The following is a 19,434-nucleotide window of genomic DNA, read 5'->3' on the forward strand; positions in this document are numbered from 1 at the left end:
CTACCGCGTCGCGCCGAAGGGAAACTGCCAGTCCTCGGGCACGCCGACCGGCGGCAGCGGCAGGTTGCGCGCGCTGCTGACCTGTTGCCAGGCGCGCAGGCAGAGCGCTTCGTCGCCTTCGGTGCGCAGCACGCTGTAGCCGCCGTCGGCGCGGCGGTGCGCCGACACCAGACAGGTCTGGCCGGGATAGCGCGGCGCGACGCTGCTGTTGAAGCTGTCGATCAGCTGGAGCTGAACGTCGCGCAGATAGTCGCACTGCGCCGCCGAGTAAGAGCGGTCGCAGCTGAGATTGCTTTGCGGTTTGCTGCTGCATCCCGCCAGCAGCGCGCTGGCGAGCAGCAGCGCCATGCCTGTTTTCATTACGCCTCCTGAGCGCGGGGCAGTTCCAGTTTGCTGTAGCCCAGCCCGTTAATCTTGCGCACCCGAATCTGTACCGGAATGCGCTCTTTCATCGCCTCGACGTGGCTGATGACGCCGATGGTTTTGCCGCTGGCGTTAAGCGCGTCCAGCGCGTCCAGCGCGGTGTCGAGCGTTTCGGCGTCCAGCGTACCGAAGCCCTCGTCGAGAAACAAAGACTCTATGCGGGTTTTCACGCTGACTAAATCTGAAAGTGCCAGCGCCAGCGCCAGGCTGACCAGAAAACTTTCGCCGCCCGAAAGGGTGCGGGTGTCGCGCGCGGCGTCCGCCTGCCAGGTATCGATCACGTCCAGCTCAAGCGCGTCGCTGGCGCGGCGCTGCAGCAGATAGCGGCCGTGAAGCCGATCGAGCTGGCGGTTAGCGAGCGCCACCAGGTGATCCAGCGTCAGCCCCTGCGCGAAGCGGCGGAATTTGTCGCCGCTGGCGGAGCCGATAAGATCGTTTAGCTGGCTCAACTGGGCCAGCGCCGCTTCATCCTCTTCGATCTGCATCATCAGGCTTTGCTGCTGTTCGCGCAGGCGCGCGTCGCTCTGAAGCTGCTGTTGCGCCTCGCCCTGCTGGCGCGCATTGTCCCGCAGCGCCAGACGCAGCGCTTCAAGCTGCGCTTCCAGCGCGGCGGCGTTTTCCGCCGTGCCCTCGGGCCGGCTTTGCTGATGCGCCGCCCGACGCTGGGCCAGCTGCTGCCGCTGTGCCTGCAGCGCCTGGCGCTGCTGCTCAAGCTGCTGTAACCGGCTGCGCAGCGCGCGCGCCTCTTCTTCCTCCAGCAGCGCGGCGCGCAGGCTGGCTTCGTCGTCAAAGCCGGCGGCGGCCAGCGCGGCGCTGAACAACTGTTGCGCCTCGTGCAGCCCTCGGCTGACTTTTTCCTGCTGCGCGTCGAGCTCTGCGGCGCGCCCGGCCAGCTGGCTGAGGTGGCTCTGGGTTTTCTGCAGCGCCTCCAGCGCGGCGGCGAGGGCGGCCTCCTGCTGCTGGATCTGCGCCTGCGTCTGCCGCCGCGCTGCGGCGACGTCGCTATCGCCGAACAGCGCCTGCCGCGTCGCGCGCTGCTGCGCCAGCGTCGCGTCGCTTTGCGCGCGCTGCTGCTGCAGGGCGTCGAGCCGCTGCCGTTCGCTCTCAACGCGCTGCTGCAGGCTGCTGCACTGCGCCTCGGCGCGCGCCAGCTGCGGCTGAAGTTGGGCAATCTGCTGCTCGCTCTCGTTCCACTGTCGCCAGCGCTGCTGCTGCTGTTGCAGCCAGCCGTCGCGCGACGCCGCGTCGGGCAGGGCGAGACCGGCGTCTGTCAGCGCCTGATGCAGCGCGTCGCGGCGCTGTCCCCAGTCGCGCTCTTCCTGTTCCAGACGCTGCGCCAGCGTCGTCGCGCCCTCTTGCAGGTTAGTGAGCGTTTGCTGGGCCAGCTGAAGCTGCTGCTGATGCTGCTGCAGCGCCTGCTGATGGCGCAGATGCTCATCTTTCGCCTGCTGGCGCTGGCGCGCGGCGCTCTCCTGCTGACGCATCAGCTGCTGCAGCTGCTGCTCCTCGCTGCTTTGCTGCTGCTGCCAGGCAGCCAGCGCGGCGCTGTCTCCCGCATCGAATGTGAGCGCTAGCTCACGCTGTAGAGCCTGCCATTGCTGGGTTAGATCATCCAGCTGTTGGGCATCTGCCGCCAGTTCCTCCTGCAGCCGCTGCCGTTCGGCCTTCGCCTGCTTAACGGCCTCGCCTTTTTTAATGCCCTGTTCGCGCAGCGCCTCGACCTGCAGCTCCTGTTCGGCCAGCCGTCGCTGGTTCTCGCTCAGCTGCAGCGCGGCGTAGCGCTCGACCGCCGGGTGCTGGCACGAGCCGCACAGCGGGCACGGCTGCTCGGGTTCCAGGCGTGCGCGCCAGGCTGCCAGATCGGCGATATGCTGCTCCAGCTCGCAGATCTTTTTGATATCGGCCAGCGACGCCTTCTCGCGCGCGAAGGCGGCGCGCAGCGTCTGCAGCGTTTCGTCATCCTGTTGCAGCGTCTTTTCTAGCGCGACGAGGCGCTGCTGACGCGCGGCGAGATGCTGATGCAGCGGTGTCCACTGTGAGGCGAGCACCACCAACTGCTGGCGCAGCGGGCGCCTCGTCTCGCTTTGCGCCAGGCTGGCCTGCAGCGCCTGCGGCGGATGGCGCTGCTCCAGATCGTCCAGCGCCTGTTGCGCCTGCTCCAGGGCGCTCGCCGCCTGCTGTTCGGCCTGGCTCAGCGGCGTTGCCTGCTGCTCCAGGCGGGCGATCTCCGCCTGCCGCTGCGCCAGCCTCTGCTGCTGAAGACGCTGCTGCTCGCGCAGCGCCTCCAGCGCGTTTTCGCGCTGCGTCAGCTGGGCGAAGCGCTCCTGCCATAGCGCCAGCGAAGGGCCCCACTGCGGCAGCGCGCCCTGATCCGCGCGCCACTGCTGCTGTTTCGCCAGCGCGGCCTGCAGGCTGTCGCGCTGTGCCGTTTCCTGCTGCAGCGCGCGCGCGCTTTGCGTCAGCGCCTGCTGCTGCTGCTCGCTTTCCTGCCGCTGCTGCTGCGCCTGCGCCAGCAGGGCGGCGATCTGCTGGTCGAGCGGCATCACCTGTTCTGTCAGCAGCGTCTCCTGCGCCTGCTGCTCGCGCAGCGCGGCGTCGCGCGCCGTCTGGGCCGCCTCGCGGCGGCGCAGGTCGCTCTGCGTTTGCTGCTCGGCGGCCTGGCGCTGCTGTGTGAGCTGCTGCTGCGTCTGCTGCAGGCGCTGCTGCTCATGCAGCAGGCTATCGCGCTGAGCTAATTTATCGCGCAGCTTCTCCGCCGGCTCGCTGCGCACCAGCCGCTGGCGATCCGCTTCCGCGTCGCGCCACGCCAGTTCCGCCGCCTCCAGCGCGGCCTGCGCGGCCTGAATATCGCTGTCGAGCTGCTGCGCCTGGGTCAGCCACTGATGCTGCCTGCGCAGGCTGTCGTTCTGCTGAGTCAGCGCCTGCTCCGCTTCGGTCAGCGCGGCCAGCTGCTGCTGCAGCGCGTCGCGCGCCTCGGCGTCGAGCAGCGCCAGGGTGCCGGCGCGGCTGCGCAGGTTCTCCAGCGCCTGCCGCGCCGCCTTGTGACGCTCGTAGATGGCGACGGAGATCTGGCCGTAGATCTCGGTGCCGGTCAGCTCCTCCAGCAGTTCGGCGCGCTCGCCGGGCTTCGCGTTGAGGAAGGCGGCGAACTGCCCCTGCGACAGCATCATCGAGCGGGTAAAGCGCTCGAAGTCGAGGCCCGACAGCGACTCGATCAGTTTTAGTTTGTCGTTGACCTTGTCCGCGAAGATTTTGTCGTCGATGCAGCGCGCCAGCTCGACGCGCGGCGCCTGCAGCTTGCCGTCGGCCGCGCCGCGCGCGCGGTTCTGGCTCCAGAAGGCGCGCCAGGCTTCGCCTTTGATCTCGAACTCCACTTCGGCGAGGCATTCGGCGGTGTCGCGCGTCATCAGACCGTTTTGCGTCTGAGACAGCACGCCGAGGCGCGGCGTCTGGTGATAGAGCGCCAGACAGATGGCGTCGAGCAGGGTGGTTTTGCCTGCGCCGGTCGCGCCGGTTATGGCGAACAGACCGTTGCTGGCGAAGGGTTCAGCGCGAAAGTCGATAAACCATTCGCCTTTCAGCGCGTTCAGGTTTTTAAAGCGCAGCGTGAGGATTTTCATTCGCTCTCCTCAAGCGAGGCGAGGGTGGAGCGGAACAGGGCGCTGAGGCGCGCATGCTCGGATTCTTCGATATCCTCCGCCAGCGCGATGCGGCGGGCAAAGACCTCTTCCACTTTTAGCTCGCTCAGGGTTTCGTTTTTTAGCTGCGCCAGGCTGTGCTGGCGCTGTTCGCGGCTGCGGCGCAGCAGCAGGACCTCGACCGGCAGATCGGCGGTCAGCGCCTCGACGCGGCGCTGCAGATCGCTGAGAAATTCCTGGGTCGTCACCTCAATATCGAGCCATACCGGCTTGTCGCCCTGATGGTCGGCAAAGGGCGCCAGCTGCGCCTCGATCTCCGCCAGCGAGCCTTTCAGCATTTTCATCGGCTGGAACGGCGGAACGGGCAGCGGCGTCACGCTCTGCAAACCGGCGCGATTCAGCTCCAGCAAAAAGACGCTTTTCTCGCTGCCGAGCTCGTCGAAGCTGAGGGGGATCGGCGAGCCGCTGTAGCGAATATGATCGCTGTTGGCGACGCGCTGGGGGCGATGGATATGGCCGAGCGCCACGTAGTCGACGTCGGGAAAAGCCGACGCGGGAAAGGCGTCGAGCGTGCCGATATAGATATCGCGCACCGAATCGCTTTTGCTGACGCCGACGGTGGTGAGATGGCCGGTGGCGATCACCGGCAGCGCCAGCGGATGCGCGCGCGCCGCGTCGACGCTGCGCTGATAGTGCGCGGCGATTGCCTCCAGCAGGCTGAGCTGCTTCTCGCGCCCCGACTGGCCCGCGCGGCTGCGCATAATATCGCGCGGCCGCAGATAGGGAATGGCGCAGAGCAGCGCGCCCGGTTCGCCGGCGCGGTCGCGCAGCAGCAACAGATTGTGATCCGCCTGCGGCGTGGTGATCACCTGGGTATTCAGGCAGGCGAGCAGGGCGCGCGACTCGTTGAGCGTGGCGACCGAGTCGTGATTGCCCGCCAGCACCACCAGCTGGCAGCCGGTCGGCTGCAACGCCACCACGAAACGGTTAAAGAGCTCGCGCGCGTAGCTTGGCGGCGCGCCGCTATCGAAGAGGTCGCCCGCGACGATCAGCGCATCGACCTGATGCTCCTCGATGCGCGCCAGCAGCCAGTCGAGAAAGGCCTGGTGCTCGGCCGCCCGGCTCTTGTTATAGAAAAACTGACCGAGGTGCCAGTCCGCGGTATGAATGATGCGCATAAAACTCCCTGCGGTAATGGTTTGCCGGAGGATTATACCGGCTATGGCGCAAAAGCGAAAAAAGCTGCGCCGGCTGTCATAAAGCAGTGTTAACGCGCTGATTAAGCGGCTATGTTTTTCATAAAAGTGTCATAAATCTGACGCATAATGGCGCCGCATATAACGGTGACAGCAGTCACATCAGCAGGAGTTGCAATGGCTAAGCGCATTTTGGTTGTGGAAGATGAAGCCCCTATCCGTGAAATGTTGTGCTTTGTTCTGGAGCAGAACGACTACCAGCCCATTGAGGCCGAGGATTATGACAGCGCGGTAGGGAAACTGATTGAGCCCTGGCCAGATTTAATTCTGCTGGACTGGATGTTGCCGGGCGGCAGCGGCATTCAGTTTATCAAGCACCTCAAGCGCGAAGCCCTGACGCGGGATATTCCGGTGATGATGCTGACGGCGCGCGGCGAAGAGGAAGATCGCGTGCGCGGTCTGGAAGTGGGCGCGGACGACTACATCACCAAGCCTTTCTCGCCGAAGGAGCTGATGGCGCGCATCAAGGCGGTTATGCGCCGCATTTCGCCGATGGCGGTGGAAGAGGTGATCGAGATGCAGGGCCTGAGCCTGGACCCTTCGTCGCACCGCGTGATGTCGGAGTCGACGCCGCTTGAGATGGGCCCGACCGAGTATAAGCTGCTGCACTTCTTTATGACCCATCCCGAACGCGTCTACAGCCGCGAGCAGCTGCTGAACCACGTCTGGGGCACCAATGTCTATGTGGAAGATCGCACCGTCGACGTGCATATCCGCCGCTTACGTAAGGCGCTGGAAGTTTCCGGCCACGATCGCATGGTTCAAACCGTTCGCGGAACGGGGTATCGTTTCTCCGCCCGCTACTAAACGGAGTCTTTACCGTGCTGGAACGACTCTCCTGGAAGAGACTGCTCTTCGAGCTGGCGCTGGCCTGCCTGCCGGCGCTGATTATCGGTTTGATTTTCGGCTATCTGCCCTGGCTGCTGCTGATCAGTTTGCTAGGGATGCTGCTGTGGCACTTCTATAATCTGATGCGGCTGTCGCACTGGCTGTGGGTCGATCGCACCATGACGCCGCCCACCGGACAGGCGAGCTGGGAGCCGCTGTTTTACGGCCTCTATCAGATGCAGCTGCGCAACCGGCGGCGGCGGCGCGAGCTGGGCAACCTGATCAAACGCTTCCGCAGCGGCGCCGAGACGCTGCCCGACGCGGTGGTGCTTACCACGGAAGAGGGCGCCATTTTCTGGTGCAACGGTCTGGCGCAGCAGCATCTCGGCCTGCGCTGGCCGGAAGATAACGGCCAGAATATCCTCAACCTGCTGCGCTATCCGGAGTTCTCCCGCTATATTCGCCAGCGCGATTTCAACAAGCCGCTCACCTTAATTCTTAATAATCAGCGCCATATGGAGTTTCGCATCATGCCCTACAGCGAGGGCCAGTGGCTGATGGTGGCGCGTGACGTGACGCAGATGCACCAGCTGGAAGGGGCGCGCCGCAACTTCTTTGCCAACGTCAGCCATGAGCTGCGCACGCCGCTGACGGTGCTGCAGGGCTATCTGGAGATGATGAACGACTCGGTGATGAACGAGCGCTCGCGCGGCAAAGCGCTGCAGACCATGCAGGAGCAGACGCGCCGCATGGACAGCCTGGTGCGCCAGCTGCTGACGCTGTCGCGCATCGAGGCGGCGCCGGCCATCGACATGAAAGAGACGGTGGACGTGCCGATGATGTTGCACCTGCTGCAGCGCGAAGCGGAGACGCTGAGCGGCGGCCGTCACCAGATCCACTTCCATACCGATCCGCATCTCAAGGTGCTCGGCGACGACGATCAGCTGCGCAGCGCCCTCTCTAACCTGGTTTACAACGCGGTCAACCATACGCCAGAAGGCACGCGCATCGACATCAGCTGGCTGCGCAGCCGGCAGGGGGCGCAGTTCAAAGTCTGCGACAACGGGCCGGGGATTTCAGCCGAGCACCTGCCGCGCCTGACGGAGCGCTTCTACCGCGTGGATAAAGCGCGCTCGCGCGCCACCGGCGGCAGCGGACTGGGGCTGGCGATCGTCAAGCACGCCCTTAGCCACCATAATGCGCGACTGGAGATCACCAGCATTCCCGATAAAGAGACCTGTTTTACCTTTACCCTGCCGTCAAGGTTGATCGTTAGCGCGGGATTGCAGGAGAATGCCGTCCATTAACCGTTAATGGAACCTCTCATGCGCGCCTTGCTGCTGTTGCTTTCTCTCTTTTCGCCCGCGCTGACGCTGGCGGCGGCGCCTCAGCCCGAAATGCTCACCGGCAACCTCAGCAGCGTCGGCTCAGACACGCTGGGAACGCTGATGATGCTGTGGAGCGAAGATTTCAGCGCGCGGGCGCCGGGCGTCAATCTACAGGTGCAGGCCTCCGGCTCCTCCACCGCGCCGACCGCGCTGGCGGCGGGTGCCGCGCAGCTCGGGCCGATGAGCCGCCCGATGCAGGCGGAAGAGCGGCAAACCTTTCAGGCGCGCTATGGCTACCCCCCGCTCGCCGTGCCGGTGGCGCTCGACGCGCTGGTGGTGGTGGTCAATCAGCGCAATCCGCTGACGCAGATCGATATGCGCCAGCTCGACGCCATCTTTTCCGTGACGCGCCTGTGCGGCGCGCCGCAGGTGCCAGCGCGCTGGGGCGATATGGGCGTGCGGCAGCCCGACTGGGCGCGGCGACCGATTCAGCGCTACGGACGCAACTCCGCCTCGGGCACCTGGGGCTTTTTCAAGCAGCAGGCGTTGTGCAACGGCGATTTTCGCGCCGACGTGGCAGAGTTTCCCGGCTCGGCCGCCGTGGTGCAGGCGGTCGCCGCCAATCCGCGCAGCATCGGCTACGCCAGCTTCGGTTTCCACCTGAGCGGCGTGAAGATGCTGGCCGTCACTGACGCGCAGGGCGCGACGGTGGCGCCGGACGCCGATTCTATCCGCAGCGGCCGTTATCCCTGGGCGCGCCCGCTCTATATCTATGTCAATAAGCCCCCGGGCAAGCCGCTGCCGCCGCTGGTAAACGCCTTTCTTCATCAGGTGCTTTCGCCGCAGGGCCAGCGCCGCGTCAGCGAGGCGGGCTATCTTCCGCTGTCGGCGGCGCAACGCGATCAGGCTCTGTCTGCGATAGAGGCGAAGTAAACGCTAACGTGAATTTTTTTCAACTCCGCTGAAATTTCTTCTGTTGCAGATAAGGCGGGCGCGTGCCAATCTGTCTACAGACGTTTAGCCATCCAGATGGCTATATATAACTTAGCGAAATTATTCCCTGCCGTGATTAACGGTCAGGGTGCCAGGAGTGAAGATGACCGCACAGACCGCCCCGTTCCGCGCCGATACCGTCGGCAGCTTCCTGCGTCCCGCCGCCATCAAAAACGCGCGCGAGCAGTATGCCGCCGGCCAGATTGATAAAACCCAGCTGACCCGTATCGAAGATGAAGCGATCCGCGACGTCGTCAGCAAGCAGATCGCCAACGGGCTGCAGGTGGTGACCGACGGGGAATTCCGCCGCGCCTGGTGGCACTTCGACTTTTTCGGCGGCCTGGAGGGCGTCGAGCTGTTCGAAGCGGAGCAGGGCATTCAGTTCAACGGCGTCCAGACCAAAGCGCACGGCGTGCGCGTCGTGGGCAAGCTGGGCTTCCGCGATCACCCGATGCTGGAGCATTTTCGCTTCCTGCAGAGCGTCGCGGGCGACGCGGTGCCGAAGATGACCATCCCCAGCCCGAGCGTGCTGCACTTCCGCGGCGGCCGCAAAGTGATCGACGAAAACGTCTATCCCGATCTGGCGGACTACTTCGACGACCTGGCCGACACCTATAAAACGGCGATCAAAGCCTTTTACGATGCGGGCTGCCGCTATCTGCAGCTGGACGATACCGTCTGGGCCTATCTCTGCTCGGAAGATCAAAAGCGTCAAATCCGCGAGCGCGGCGACGATCCCGAGCAGCTGGCGCAGACCTACGCCCGCGTGCTCAACAAAGCGCTGGAGGGCAAGCCCGCCGATCTTACCGTGGGCCTGCACGTCTGCCGCGGCAACTTCCGCTCTACCTGGATCTCTGAAGGCGGCTATGAGCCGGTGGCAGAGATTCTGTTCGGCGGCGTGAACATCGACGCTTTCTTCCTGGAGTATGACAACGAGCGCGCCGGCGGCTTCGAGCCTCTGCGCTTTATCAAGCCAGGCCACCAGAAAGTGGTGCTGGGCCTGGTGACCACTAAAAACGGCGAGCTGGAAGATCCGGCGCAGGTGAAGGCGCGTCTGCAGGAGGCGGCGAAGTTCGTCAGCCTTGACCAGATCTGTCTCAGCCCGCAGTGCGGCTTTGCCTCGACAGAAGAGGGCAACAGCCTGAGCGAAGAGCAGCAGTGGGCGAAGATTCGCCTGGTGGTCGATATCGCCGGACAGGTGTGGTAATGCTGTAAACTTGTGCAAACAGGCGCGTAAAACGCGCCTTTTGTGCATCATGCCGTACACTTACGCTGAAATTTCTTACGCGCTGCAGAAAAAATAAGCACATCATCTGATGCCCTGCGGAGATATATCCGAGATATTCACTATTTTTGCTCTGTTTTCCGTCATAACCTTCTGGTTTTCCGATCCCGTATTGCCTTTCTCCGCTATAAACGTTCTACTTACGGCCGTTGTCGTAGCATCCCACTTGTGAACAGAACAAAAGCAGCTTAATTCACCTGCGCGACACGATTAAGGCAAGCACGATGCGCTGGCATTGCGCGCTAAATCGTTGTCAACGCGCGGTCTGGGGACAACATAAACCCAACTTCCACCGCAACACTCGTAACAGGCAATACAGTTGTATGACACATCGTTTAACCTCGAAGGATATCCTCGCGCTGGGCTTTATGACGTTTGCCCTGTTTGTCGGCGCGGGTAACATTATTTTCCCGCCAATGGTCGGTATTCAGTCTGGCGAACATGTCTGGACGGCCGCCATTGGCTTTTTACTCACCGCCGTCGGCCTGCCGGTAATGACCGTTATCGCGCTGGCGCGCGTCGGCGGCGGCGTCGACGCGCTCAGCACCCCTATCGGCAAGGGCGCCGGACTGCTGCTGGCCACCGTCTGCTATCTGGCGGTCGGCCCGCTGTTCGCCACGCCGCGCACCGCGACCGTATCGTTCGAGATGGGCATCGCGCCGCTGACCGGCGACGGCGCGCTGCCGCTGTTTGTCTACAGCTTTATCTATTTCGCGCTGGTGATTGGCGTTTCGCTCTATCCCGGCAAGCTGCTGGATACCGTGGGCCACTTCCTCGCGCCCCTGAAAATCGTCGCGCTGACGGTGCTCGGCGTCGCCGCGCTGATCTGGCCGGCGGGCACCATCGCGCCTGCTACCGAAGACTATCAGCGCGCCGCCTTCTCCAGCGGCTTCGTCAATGGCTATCTCACTATGGATACGCTTGGCGCACTGGTGTTCGGTATCGTTATCGTCAACGCGGCGCGCTCGCGCGGCGTTGAGAGCGCCAGCCTGCTGACGCGCTATACCGTGATGGCGGGCCTGATCGCCGGCATCGGCCTGACGCTGGTTTATCTCAGCCTGTTTAAGCTCGGCAACGGCAGCGGCGCGCTGGTGGCGCAGAGCGCGAACGGCGCGGCCATCCTGCACGCCTACGTGCAGCAGACCTTCGGCGGCATGGGCAGTTTCTTCCTGGCAGCGCTGATTTTCGTCGCCTGTATGGTCACGGCGGTCGGTCTGACCTGCGCCTGTGCGGAATTTTTTGCGCAATACCTGCCGTTGTCGTATAAAGCACTGGTCTTTATTCTGGGTCTGTTCTCAATGGTGGTGTCGAACCTCGGCCTGAGCCATCTGATTCAGATTTCGATTCCGGTGCTGACGGCGATCTATCCGCCGTGTATCGTGCTGATCGTGCTGAGTTTCACCCTGAACTGGTGGAACAAGAGCAGCCGTCTGGTTGCGCCGACCATGCTGGTCAGCCTGATTTTCGGCATTATCGACGGAGTGAAAACCACCAGCTTTAAAGATATGCTGCCGGCGTTCAGCCAGCAGCTGCCGCTGGCGGACCAGGGACTCGCCTGGCTGCCGCCCGCGCTGGTGATGCTGCTGATCGCGGCGATTGTGGATCGCGTCAAAGGACGCGAGCAGGTTACGGCGCACTCGTAACCGCCGCCGCTGTTTTCTCTGACCACGGGCTTGCCCGTGGTTTTTCTTTTACAGGTACAGGTTGTTATGCAAGAAACCAACAAGCTCAAACGCGGACTGAGCACGCGCCATATCCGTTTTATGGCGCTGGGATCGGCGATTGGCACCGGACTGTTCTACGGGTCGGCGGATGCCATCAAGATGGCGGGGCCGAGCGTGCTGCTCGCCTATATTATCGGCGGCGCGGTGGCCTATATCATCATGCGCGCGCTCGGCGAGATGTCGGTGAATAACCCGCAGGCCAGCTCGTTTTCGCGCTATGCGCAGGACTATCTCGGGCCGCTGGCGGGCTATATCACCGGCTGGACCTACTGCTTTGAGATCCTGATCGTCGCCATTGCCGACGTGACCGCCTTCGGCATCTATATGGGCGTCTGGTTTCCTGAGGTGCCGCACTGGATCTGGGTGCTGAGCGTGGTGCTGATTATCGGCGCCGTTAACCTGATGAGCGTTAAGGTGTTCGGCGAAGTCGAATTCTGGTTCTCTTTCTTCAAGGTCGCCACCATTGTGGTAATGATCGTCGCCGGTTTCGCGATGATTTTCTGGGGCATCGGCAACGGCGGACAGCCGACCGGCATTCATAACCTGTGGAGCAACGGCGGCTTCTTCGCCCACGGTATCGTCGGCATGCTGCTGTCGCTGCAGATGGTGATGTTCGCCTACGGCGGCATCGAGATTATCGGCATTACCGCCGGCGAAGCCAAAGATCCGGCGCAGTCGATTCCGCGCGCCATTAACTCGGTGCCGATGCGCATTCTGGTGTTTTACGTCGGCACGCTGTTCGTGATTATGTCGATCTATCCCTGGAATCAGGTCGGCACCAACGGCTCGCCTTTCGTGCTGACCTTCCAGCATCTCGGTATTGCGGCGGCCGCCTCTATCCTGAATTTCGTGGTGCTGACGGCCTCGCTGTCGGCGATCAACAGCGATGTGTTCGGCGTAGGACGTATGCTGCACGGTATGGCGCAGCAGGGCCACGCGCCGAAGATGTTTATGAAGGTGTCCGCGCGCGGTATTCCCTGGGTGACGGTGGTGGTGATGATGGCGGCGATGCTGATCGCGGTCTATCTCAACTATCTGATGCCGGAGAAAGTCTTCCTGGTTATCGCCTCGCTGGCAACCTTCGCCACCGTCTGGGTGTGGATTATGATCCTGCTGTCGCAGATCGCTTTCCGCCGCAAGATCGGCAAAGAGGCGGCGAGCAAGCTGCAGTTCGCGGTGCCGGGCGGCATCTGGACCTCGCTGTTCGGCGTGCTGTTCCTGGGCTTTATTATCGCGCTGATCGGCTACTTCCCGGATACGCGTATTTCGCTCTATGTGGGACTGGTGTGGATCGTGCTGCTGCTGGCGGGCTATAAGCTGGTGCGTAAGTCTTAAATCGCGATAAGACGAAAACGGCCCGCGCAAGAGATTGCGCGGGCCGTTTTGCTTTAGGGCGCAGGGTTAAAGGCGCTACCAGCGGCTGCCCAGCGCGATCTCCACGCCCTGCGGACTCAGATGGCTATCGTCGTAATAGAGCGGCAGGCCCTGCCAGGTCACCAGACAGCCGCTGCGATTGCATAAGTTTTCCTGTAACGAGACCACGCGCACGTCGCGCTGTTCGTAGCCGCGCAGCAGCTGCGTCACGTCCGCTTCCGGCAGCGAGTAGAGCCGGGTGCGGGCGTTCTGCGTCGGCAGAGGTTTCCAGTCGCTCAGCCACTGGCTCAGCTCGCGGCGCAGCGGCATGTTGCGGTTGTTGCTGTAGCGCAGGGGATCCAGCGACAGCAACGGCGCATCCTCGATCAATACCACTTTTTTACCCGCCTGGCGCAGCTGGGCGATAACCCCGTCCATGCCCTGTTTCAACGCGCTGAGGTTATCTCTGTCGGGATGATGAATGTCGCGGTAGCCTGCGCCGGGCAGCGTTTCTATTCCGGCCGCCCAGGACGCGGCGATGACCACCTCGTCGATGCGCGGGCTGACCAGCTCTTGCATGACGGCGGCGTTGAACGCCGCGCACTGGCTGGCGTGCGCCGGCTGCTGGTAGAGCGCGCGCGTGACGCCCGCCGCCAGCAGCGGGCAGGTGGCTTTCGTTAGCTGAAAGAGCGGCTTGTCCTGCGCCTCGGCGTAGCGCGCGACGGCGCTGCGCATCGCCGCCGCATGGCTGTCGCCGACCAGCGCGATGCCGGGACGCGACGTCTTCGGCTGGCAGTGCGCGCTGGCTGAAGGCAGGCCTGCGCCGCTATCGACCAGGCAGGGATCGGCCTGAGCGTCGATCTTGTAGGCTTCGCCGCTGATCACCTTATCGTTGACGCGCCAGGGAAGGCCGCCGCTGCTCCACAGGCCGACCATCGCGGCGGCGGCGGCGCCCGAGATCAGGCAATAGGCGGGAATGACCGCGCGCGGCTCTCTGGCCGGGCGGCGGAACGGCTGCTCAACGCAGCGCCACGACAGCCAGGCGACGCCGAGCGCTATCGCGCTGATGCTCAGTCCCTGATTGACGCTGACCGGGCCGTCGCTGCAGATGCGCGCCAGCGCCAGCAGCGGCCAGTGCCACAGGTAACAGGAGTAAGAGATTTTGCCGATAAAGCGCATCGGGACGTTTTCCAGCGCCAGGCGGCTGATTGCGCTGCGCGCCGCGATCAGCAGGCAGGCCGCCATTACCGGCAGCAGCGCCTGGCCGCCGGGAAACCCTTCGCCGTTGTTGAGCCGGAGCGCGCAAAAGGCGATCAGCGCCAGTCCGGCCAGCGTGAAGAGGTTAGCCCACAGACCGCCGATCGGCCGAGGTCTCCACAGCGCCAGCAGCACGCCCGCGCCCAGCTCCCAGCCGCGCGTCGGCAGCAGGTAGAAGGCCTGCGAGCTGTTTTGCGGCGTCAGCCAGATGCAGCCCGCCAGCGACAGCAGGCTCAGCAGCGCCACTACCGCGAATAATAAGAGGCGCTTTCTGGCTGCCAGCAGCATGATAATCGGCAGCACAAGATAGAACTGCTCTTCAATGCCGAGCGACCAGGTGATCAGCAGCGGATTTAAATCCGCCGGCGCGCTGAAATAATCCGCACTTTTCAGCAGAATAATATTGGGCACCGCAAGGAAGACGCCAAAGCTGTATTTCGCCAGCTGGCTATATTCCAGTGGCGAAAGCAGGAAATAGCCGATAAACAGCAGGCCGAATAGCATGGTCAACAGCGCGGGCGCGATGCGGCGAATACGGCGCACGGCGAAGCGATAGAGCGAGAACTGGCCGGCAGCGTAGTCGCGGTAGAGCGAGCCGCCGATAAGAAAGCCCGAAATAACAAAGAAGAGGTCGACGCCGACGTAGCCGCCGGGCAGGGCGCTGACGCCCGCGTGAAACAGGACAACCAGCAGGATCGCCACTGCGCGCAGGCCGTCGATATCTGCGCGATAATCCTGTGATGAGAGCGTTTTCATTATCGGATTCCCCGAGTATCGACAAAGGTATTTAACACCGCTGATGTCGTTGGCGCCGCCCATAAAGAAATCGGCGAATCCAGTCGCCGAATTAAGCAAAAGACAAAATTAAAAAAATAATGATAAAGGGATGATTGACGCCTTTATTTTAAGCCAAAAAAGCGCGGGGAAATCATGTCGGCGCGAATATAGAAAACTTCGCAGTGGCGCTGAAAAAACAGTGCAGCGGCGGTTAAGGATAAAAGGGCGATAGTTCAGGCGGGCTAAAGGCAGCTCAGGAAGGGAAGGCGAGGACGCGGAGAGCATGGCCCGGAGAGCAAGCACGCCAGACAGGCCGGAAGCGTTTGAACAACGCGGCGCGTTGGCCCGTTGCCGGGCCGAAGGCGCAGGGGGGCGATGGATTTTGCGATCGCGCCGCACTCTCTGCGTTACAGACTATTGCGCCGCCTGTCTTAAGGCGTCTCTGCCTCAGGTTTCTTCAATCGCGTCAGGGCCGAGCAGCGCGTTGATTTGCGCATAGATAACCGGGTTGGCGAGCAGTACCGGATTGCCCTTTTTCAGGCCGCCGTTGGCGAGATAGTCATTGGTGACGCCGCCCGCTTCGCGCATCAGCACGATGCCCGGCAGGCTGTCCCAGGGATTCATATGCGCTTCGTAGTAGCCGATCAGACGGCCCGCCGCCGCCCAGGCGGTGGTGAGCGCGCCCGAACCGATGCGAACGAACATGCCGCCCTCGGCAAGCAGGCTCTGAATGAATGCGGCGGTCTGTTCCGCCGGCGCGCGGCTGGAGTTGCTTAATCCCAGTACCCCCTCGCTAAGATGCTGCGCGCCGTGCGCCTGCAGGCGGGTTTCGTTGACCCACGCGCCGCGGCCCGCGCGCGCGTGAAACAGCTCCTGATGGTTCGGATCGCAAATTACGCCAATCAGCGCTTCGCCGTCGCACAAGACGGCAAGGGATACGCACCAGTTATGCAGGCCGTTAAGGAAGCAGGCGGTGCCGTCGATGGGATCCACCACCCATACCCAGCGCGCGCCCTCGACCTCGCCGCCGCTCTCTTCCCCTAGCACCGCATCGTCCGGGAAGCGTTCGGCAATCAGGGTTTTAATCAGCTCTTCGACGTTGCGGTCCGCCTCGCTGACCACATCCTGTAAATCCCGCTTGTGTTCCACCACCAGCTGCTGGCGCTGCTGGTACCAGGCATAGGCGCGGCTGGCCGCCGCGCGGGCGATTTCACAGGCATAGTGGTAACGCGCGTCTGTTTCGGTTTGCGAAGCGGATGACATCCTTTCCCTCTTATGATTTTGAACCCGGCGAAATGCTATAGCCGCCTCAGAAGGCAGCCGACTCAGTCATGATCGTTAGCATAGATAAGAAAGGCTTCATTAAGCCGCAAATAAAAATTGCTTTCAAGGAAGGTGAGATCCGTCCGCGGGCTTTATTTGCCGCACGGACGGGAGCAAGAAAGGATTATTCGCTGATTCTGCCGATCTGACGCATATCGTTACCGGTAGGCGACTGATGAACACGCAGGCCAAAGGCAGGCAGGACGGCGAAGACATGATCAAAAATGTCGGACTGAATATTCTCATACTCCAGCCAGACGGTAGTATTGGTAAAGGCGTAAATCTCCACGGGAAGGCCGTTTTCGCCTGGCGCTAGCTGCCGCACCATAAGCGTCATCCCTTTATGAATGTGAGGATGCGCGCGCAGCCAGCTCTCTAACCAGGCGCGGAAGGTGCCGATGTTCGTCAGACGACGGCCGTTTAGCGGCGTCGTAAGATCGCATGCTAACTGCGCATTGTAGTTTGCCACCTCCTGGCTTTTACTCTCCAGATAAGGCGACAGCAGCTCCGCGCACTTCAGGGTTTCCAGCTCCGCCTCAGTCAGAAAATGGATACTGGTGGTATCAATATTAATACAGCGCTTGATGCGGCGTCCGCCAGACTCCGACATGCCGCGCCAGTTTTTGAATGAGTCGGAGATCAGCGCGTAGGTAGGAATGGTGACGATAGTGTTATCCCAGTTGCGCACTTTTACCGTGGTCAGACTAATGTCGATAACTGAGCCGTCAGCGCCATATTTAGGCATCTCCAGCCAGTCGTTCACCTTCAGCATATTGTTGGCCGAGAGCTGAATGCCCGCCACCAGGCCCAGTATCGGATCTTTAAAGACCAGCATCAGCACGGCGGTCATCGCGCCCAGGCTGGTGATGAGCACACTGGGCGACTTCCCGAGCAGCAGGGATATGATCATGATGGCGATCAGAACGGCGGCGATCAGCTTTACGCTCTGCACGATGCCGCGCACCGGCATTTGCTGCGCCAGCGCGCTACTGGCGCTCAGGCGCTGCAGCATATCGAGCAGCGAAAAGAAAATCAGCAGCGAGAAGATCATGATCCAGATCTGAATCGCAATCATTATCAGGCTATAAAACGGCGTGCTGCCGTGCAGAAAAACCTCGATTTGCAGCTTAAAGAGTACGCCCTGCATCAGCCAGACGAAACGATCGAAGAGGTAACTATCCAATAGCGCCTTCGGCCACTGCCGAGAGCTGGCGTTAGCGTGACGGCGCAGCATCGGCAGCAGGCCGCGATGCAGAACAAAATGGATAACAACGGCAGTTAAAATAATAAATGCAATGACGATCAGAAGCGCAACGGTATAGGTATATTGCGTGAGGCCAGCCTGGATCAGCCAGCCCGCGATAAGATTCTGCATAAACATTCCCTGTTATTAATTAAAAAATTACGCCAGTAAAAGCATAGAGTTCCGCAAGGCTATCCATGCCTGGCGGGCAATATTTGACTATAACTTGCCTTCATTCGCAAGCGCCATCAGGCGCGGGTAGAAGCGGAAAAAGAGCGTTTCCAGCTGGTCGTAGTGGTCGATGAAATCCTGATAAGAGTCTCGCAGCGCGGCGAGACGCGGCCGCCGCTGGGCCATGCCGCTGAGGACGCGCGCCATGCGCGCCGGATCGGCGTAGTGCTCGAACCAGCGTTCGCGCCACATCACCGCGTTCAGCGCCTGAAAACTCTCCGGCGTGCCCGCCATCTGCGGCACCACGCGCTGTTCAGCGAAGCGCGAGAAGGCCGCCAGCGAGATCTCAGGATGGATGGTTGCCCAGTGGCGGGCGAGAAAATGATCCCACACCACGTCAAGCGTAATGGGCGCGACGCGGCGGGTTTCCGGACGAAATAGCGGGCGCGCCTCCTGCACTTCCGGCAGGGAGTCGGTCATCGCATCGAGGCGGCGGTGCATCAGAATGCCGTCGGCAACCGGCGTCGGCCACTGTTCGTACGGGTTTCCGCGCACGAAATCCGCCAGCAGGTTGCCGAGCAGCGAGCTTTCGGCGAGGTGAGCGAGGTGAAGATGGGCAAGAAAGTTCATGCCGCATTATAGCCAGAAGTGCGAACGTGCAGCCAGTTGTTCAGAATTGGCCGCTTTTCCGCTAAACTGTGCCGCCTGTTTTTATGCCTGAGTAAGAAGTTAGCCATGCGTGTCGCCGATTTTACTTTTGAGTTGCCTGAATCTCTTATCGCCCACTATCCGCAGGCGCAGCGCAGCGGTTGTCGCCTGCTGTCGCTGGACGGTCCGAGCGGGCAGCTGACGCACGGGGTCTTTACCGACGTGCTGGAGAAGCTGAATCCCGGCGATTTGCTGGTGTTCAACAATACGCGGGTGATCCCGGCGCGCGTTTACGGCCGGAAGGCGAGCGGCGGCAAAATCGAAATGCTGGTGGAGCGCATGCTGGATGAGAAGCGCGTGCTGGCGCACGTGCGCGCATCTAAAGCGCCGAAGCCTGGCGCGCAGCTGCTGCTGGGGGACGACGAGAGCGTGAAGGCGACGATGGTGGCGCGTCACGACGCCCTGTTCGAGATTGCGTTCGAAGATGACCGCGCGGTGCTGGATATTCTTAACAGCGTCGGCCATATGCCGCTGCCGCCCTATATCGACCGTCCCGACGAAGAGGCGGATCGCGAGCTTTATCAGACCGTCTATAGCGCGCGTCCCGGCGCCGTGGCGGCGCCGACCGCTGGACTGCACTTTGACGAGCCGCTGCTGGCGGCACTGCGCGAAAAGGGCGTTGAGATGGCGTTCGTGACGCTGCACGTCGGCGCGGGCACCTTTCAGCCGGTGCGCGTCGACAGCATCGAAGAGCATGTAATGCACTCCGAATATGCCGAGGTGCCGCAGGAGGTGGTCGACGCGGTGCTGGCGTGCAAAGCGCGCGGCAATAAAGTGGTCGCCGTCGGCACCACCTCGGTGCGCTCGCTGGAGAGCGCGGCGCAGGCAAGCCAGCAAGCGTTGATTGCGCCTTTCTTCGACGACACACAGATTTTTATCTATCCCGGCTACCAGTATCAGGTGATCGACGCGCTGATCACCAATTTCCACCTGCCGGAATCGACCCTGATCATGCTGGTGTCGGCCTTTGCCGGCTATCAGCACACCATGGCGGCCTATCAGGCCGCTGTGGCTGAACAATATCGCTTTTTCAGCTATGGGGACGCGATGTTCATTACGAAAAATCCGCAGGCACCGAACGAGAAGGTCGGCGCCTGATGACGTCCGGTTTACGGCGGCGCCGTAAA

14 protein-coding genes are annotated in these 19,434 nt (G+C 62.2%); 7 read left to right on the top strand and 7 right to left on the bottom strand.

Translation table 11 applies throughout. The features are described from left to right. The 3 genes from HA46_RS09580 to sbcD are packed head-to-tail and all read right to left on the bottom strand — an operon-like array spanning position 1 to position 5,239. A complete protein-coding gene (locus HA46_RS09580) occupies positions 1-360 on the bottom strand; it encodes a cell envelope integrity protein TolA (RefSeq protein ID WP_084883901.1) in 360 nt (119 codons plus the stop codon). Beyond that, complete coding sequence (locus HA46_RS09585; RefSeq protein ID WP_084883905.1) at positions 360-4,043, bottom strand: AAA family ATPase; 3,684 nt, start codon at positions 4,041-4,043, stop codon at positions 360-362. The genes HA46_RS09580 and HA46_RS09585 overlap by 1 nt, the downstream gene beginning before the upstream one ends. Beyond that, positions 4,040-5,239, bottom strand: a complete 1,200-nt coding sequence (gene sbcD, locus HA46_RS09590; RefSeq protein ID WP_084883907.1) for an exonuclease subunit SbcD — start codon at positions 5,237-5,239, stop codon at positions 4,040-4,042. Before sbcD ends, HA46_RS09585 begins: the two co-directional genes overlap by 4 nt. 195 nt (positions 5,240-5,434) lie before the next feature. On the opposite strand from sbcD, the gene phoB reads away from it, so the two are divergent. The 6 genes from phoB to proY all read left to right on the top strand — a co-directional run bounded on the left by phoB (position 5,435) and on the right by proY (position 12,810). Next, positions 5,435-6,124 (top strand): phosphate response regulator transcription factor PhoB, encoded by a 690-nt coding sequence (gene phoB, locus HA46_RS09595; RefSeq protein ID WP_033788773.1) that lies wholly within the window; start codon positions 5,435-5,437, stop codon positions 6,122-6,124. Positions 6,125-6,138: 14 nt separating this feature from the next. Next, a complete protein-coding gene (gene phoR / locus HA46_RS09600) occupies positions 6,139-7,452 on the top strand; it encodes a phosphate regulon sensor histidine kinase PhoR (protein ID WP_033788774.1) in 1,314 nt (437 codons plus the stop codon). An 18-nt stretch (positions 7,453-7,470) separates the two neighbouring features. Continuing rightward, positions 7,471-8,406 carry a PstS family phosphate ABC transporter substrate-binding protein gene (locus tag HA46_RS09605; RefSeq protein ID WP_084883910.1) on the top strand — a complete coding sequence of 312 codons (936 nt, stop codon included), beginning with the start codon at positions 7,471-7,473 and terminating at the stop codon, positions 8,404-8,406. 163 nt (positions 8,407-8,569) lie between these two features. Continuing rightward, positions 8,570-9,673 carry a cobalamin-independent methionine synthase II family protein gene (locus tag HA46_RS09610; protein ID WP_084883913.1) on the top strand — a complete coding sequence of 368 codons (1,104 nt, stop codon included), beginning with the start codon at positions 8,570-8,572 and terminating at the stop codon, positions 9,671-9,673. Between the two features lie 401 nt (positions 9,674-10,074). Then, positions 10,075-11,394, top strand: coding sequence for a branched-chain amino acid transporter carrier protein BrnQ (gene brnQ, locus HA46_RS09615; protein ID WP_033788777.1), 1,320 nt, complete (start codon positions 10,075-10,077; stop codon positions 11,392-11,394). A gap of 66 nt (positions 11,395-11,460) precedes the next feature. Further along, positions 11,461-12,810 carry a proline-specific permease ProY gene (gene proY / locus HA46_RS09620; RefSeq protein ID WP_033752747.1) on the top strand — a complete coding sequence of 450 codons (1,350 nt, stop codon included), beginning with the start codon at positions 11,461-11,463 and terminating at the stop codon, positions 12,808-12,810. Positions 12,811-12,885: 75 nt separating this feature from the next. On the opposite strand, the gene HA46_RS09625 is transcribed toward proY, so the two are convergent. From HA46_RS09625 to HA46_RS09640, 4 genes are all read right to left on the bottom strand, one after another. Next, on the bottom strand, positions 12,886-14,841 hold the full coding sequence (locus tag HA46_RS09625) for an acyltransferase family protein (protein WP_084883916.1): 1,956 nt from the start codon (positions 14,839-14,841) through the stop codon (positions 12,886-12,888). A 468-nt stretch (positions 14,842-15,309) separates the two neighbouring features. Next, complete coding sequence (locus HA46_RS09630; protein WP_084883919.1) at positions 15,310-16,125, bottom strand: inositol monophosphatase family protein; 816 nt, start codon at positions 16,123-16,125, stop codon at positions 15,310-15,312. A 184-nt stretch (positions 16,126-16,309) separates the two neighbouring features. Next, complete coding sequence (locus tag HA46_RS09635) at positions 16,310-17,560, bottom strand: mechanosensitive ion channel family protein (RefSeq protein ID WP_033788991.1); 1,251 nt, start codon at positions 17,558-17,560, stop codon at positions 16,310-16,312. Between the two features lie 87 nt (positions 17,561-17,647). Beyond that, the gene (locus HA46_RS09640) at positions 17,648-18,229 is read right to left on the bottom strand and encodes an ACP phosphodiesterase (protein WP_033788783.1); all 582 of its coding nucleotides are present in this window, start codon (positions 18,227-18,229) and stop codon (positions 17,648-17,650) included. Between the two features lie 105 nt (positions 18,230-18,334). Here HA46_RS09640 and queA point away from each other — a divergent pair, with 105 nt between their 5' ends. Continuing rightward, the gene (gene queA, locus HA46_RS09645; protein ID WP_084883922.1) at positions 18,335-19,405 is read left to right on the top strand and encodes a tRNA preQ1(34) S-adenosylmethionine ribosyltransferase-isomerase QueA; all 1,071 of its coding nucleotides are present in this window, start codon (positions 18,335-18,337) and stop codon (positions 19,403-19,405) included. The last annotated feature ends 29 nt before the right edge of the window (positions 19,406-19,434 follow it).

The sequence above is a fragment of the Pantoea septica genome, assembly GCF_002095575.1.
Taxonomy (GTDB): domain Bacteria; phylum Pseudomonadota; class Gammaproteobacteria; order Enterobacterales; family Enterobacteriaceae; genus Pantoea; species Pantoea septica.

Bases quoted from the DNA above. Each gene is read 5' to 3' on its own strand.
- HA46_RS09580 (WP_084883901.1), bottom strand. From the start codon at position 360: ATGAAAACAGGCATGGCGCTGCTGCTCGCCAGCGCGCTGCTGGCGGGA.
- HA46_RS09585 (WP_084883905.1), bottom strand. From the start codon at position 4,043: ATGAAAATCCTCACGCTGCGCTTTAAAAACCTGAACGCGCTGAAAGGC.
- sbcD (WP_084883907.1), bottom strand. From the start codon at position 5,239: ATGCGCATCATTCATACCGCGGACTGGCACCTCGGTCAGTTTTTCTAT.
- phoB (WP_033788773.1), top strand. From the start codon at position 5,435: ATGGCTAAGCGCATTTTGGTTGTGGAAGATGAAGCCCCTATCCGTGAA.
- HA46_RS09605 (WP_084883910.1), top strand. From the start codon at position 7,471: ATGCGCGCCTTGCTGCTGTTGCTTTCTCTCTTTTCGCCCGCGCTGACG.
- HA46_RS09610 (WP_084883913.1), top strand. From the start codon at position 8,570: ATGACCGCACAGACCGCCCCGTTCCGCGCCGATACCGTCGGCAGCTTC.
- brnQ (WP_033788777.1), top strand. From the start codon at position 10,075: ATGACACATCGTTTAACCTCGAAGGATATCCTCGCGCTGGGCTTTATG.
- proY (WP_033752747.1), top strand. From the start codon at position 11,461: ATGCAAGAAACCAACAAGCTCAAACGCGGACTGAGCACGCGCCATATC.
- HA46_RS09625 (WP_084883916.1), bottom strand. From the start codon at position 14,841: ATGAAAACGCTCTCATCACAGGATTATCGCGCAGATATCGACGGCCTG.
- HA46_RS09630 (WP_084883919.1), bottom strand. From the start codon at position 16,125: ATGTCATCCGCTTCGCAAACCGAAACAGACGCGCGTTACCACTATGCC.
- HA46_RS09635 (WP_033788991.1), bottom strand. From the start codon at position 17,560: ATGCAGAATCTTATCGCGGGCTGGCTGATCCAGGCTGGCCTCACGCAA.
- HA46_RS09640 (WP_033788783.1), bottom strand. From the start codon at position 18,229: ATGAACTTTCTTGCCCATCTTCACCTCGCTCACCTCGCCGAAAGCTCG.
- queA (WP_084883922.1), top strand. From the start codon at position 18,335: ATGCGTGTCGCCGATTTTACTTTTGAGTTGCCTGAATCTCTTATCGCC.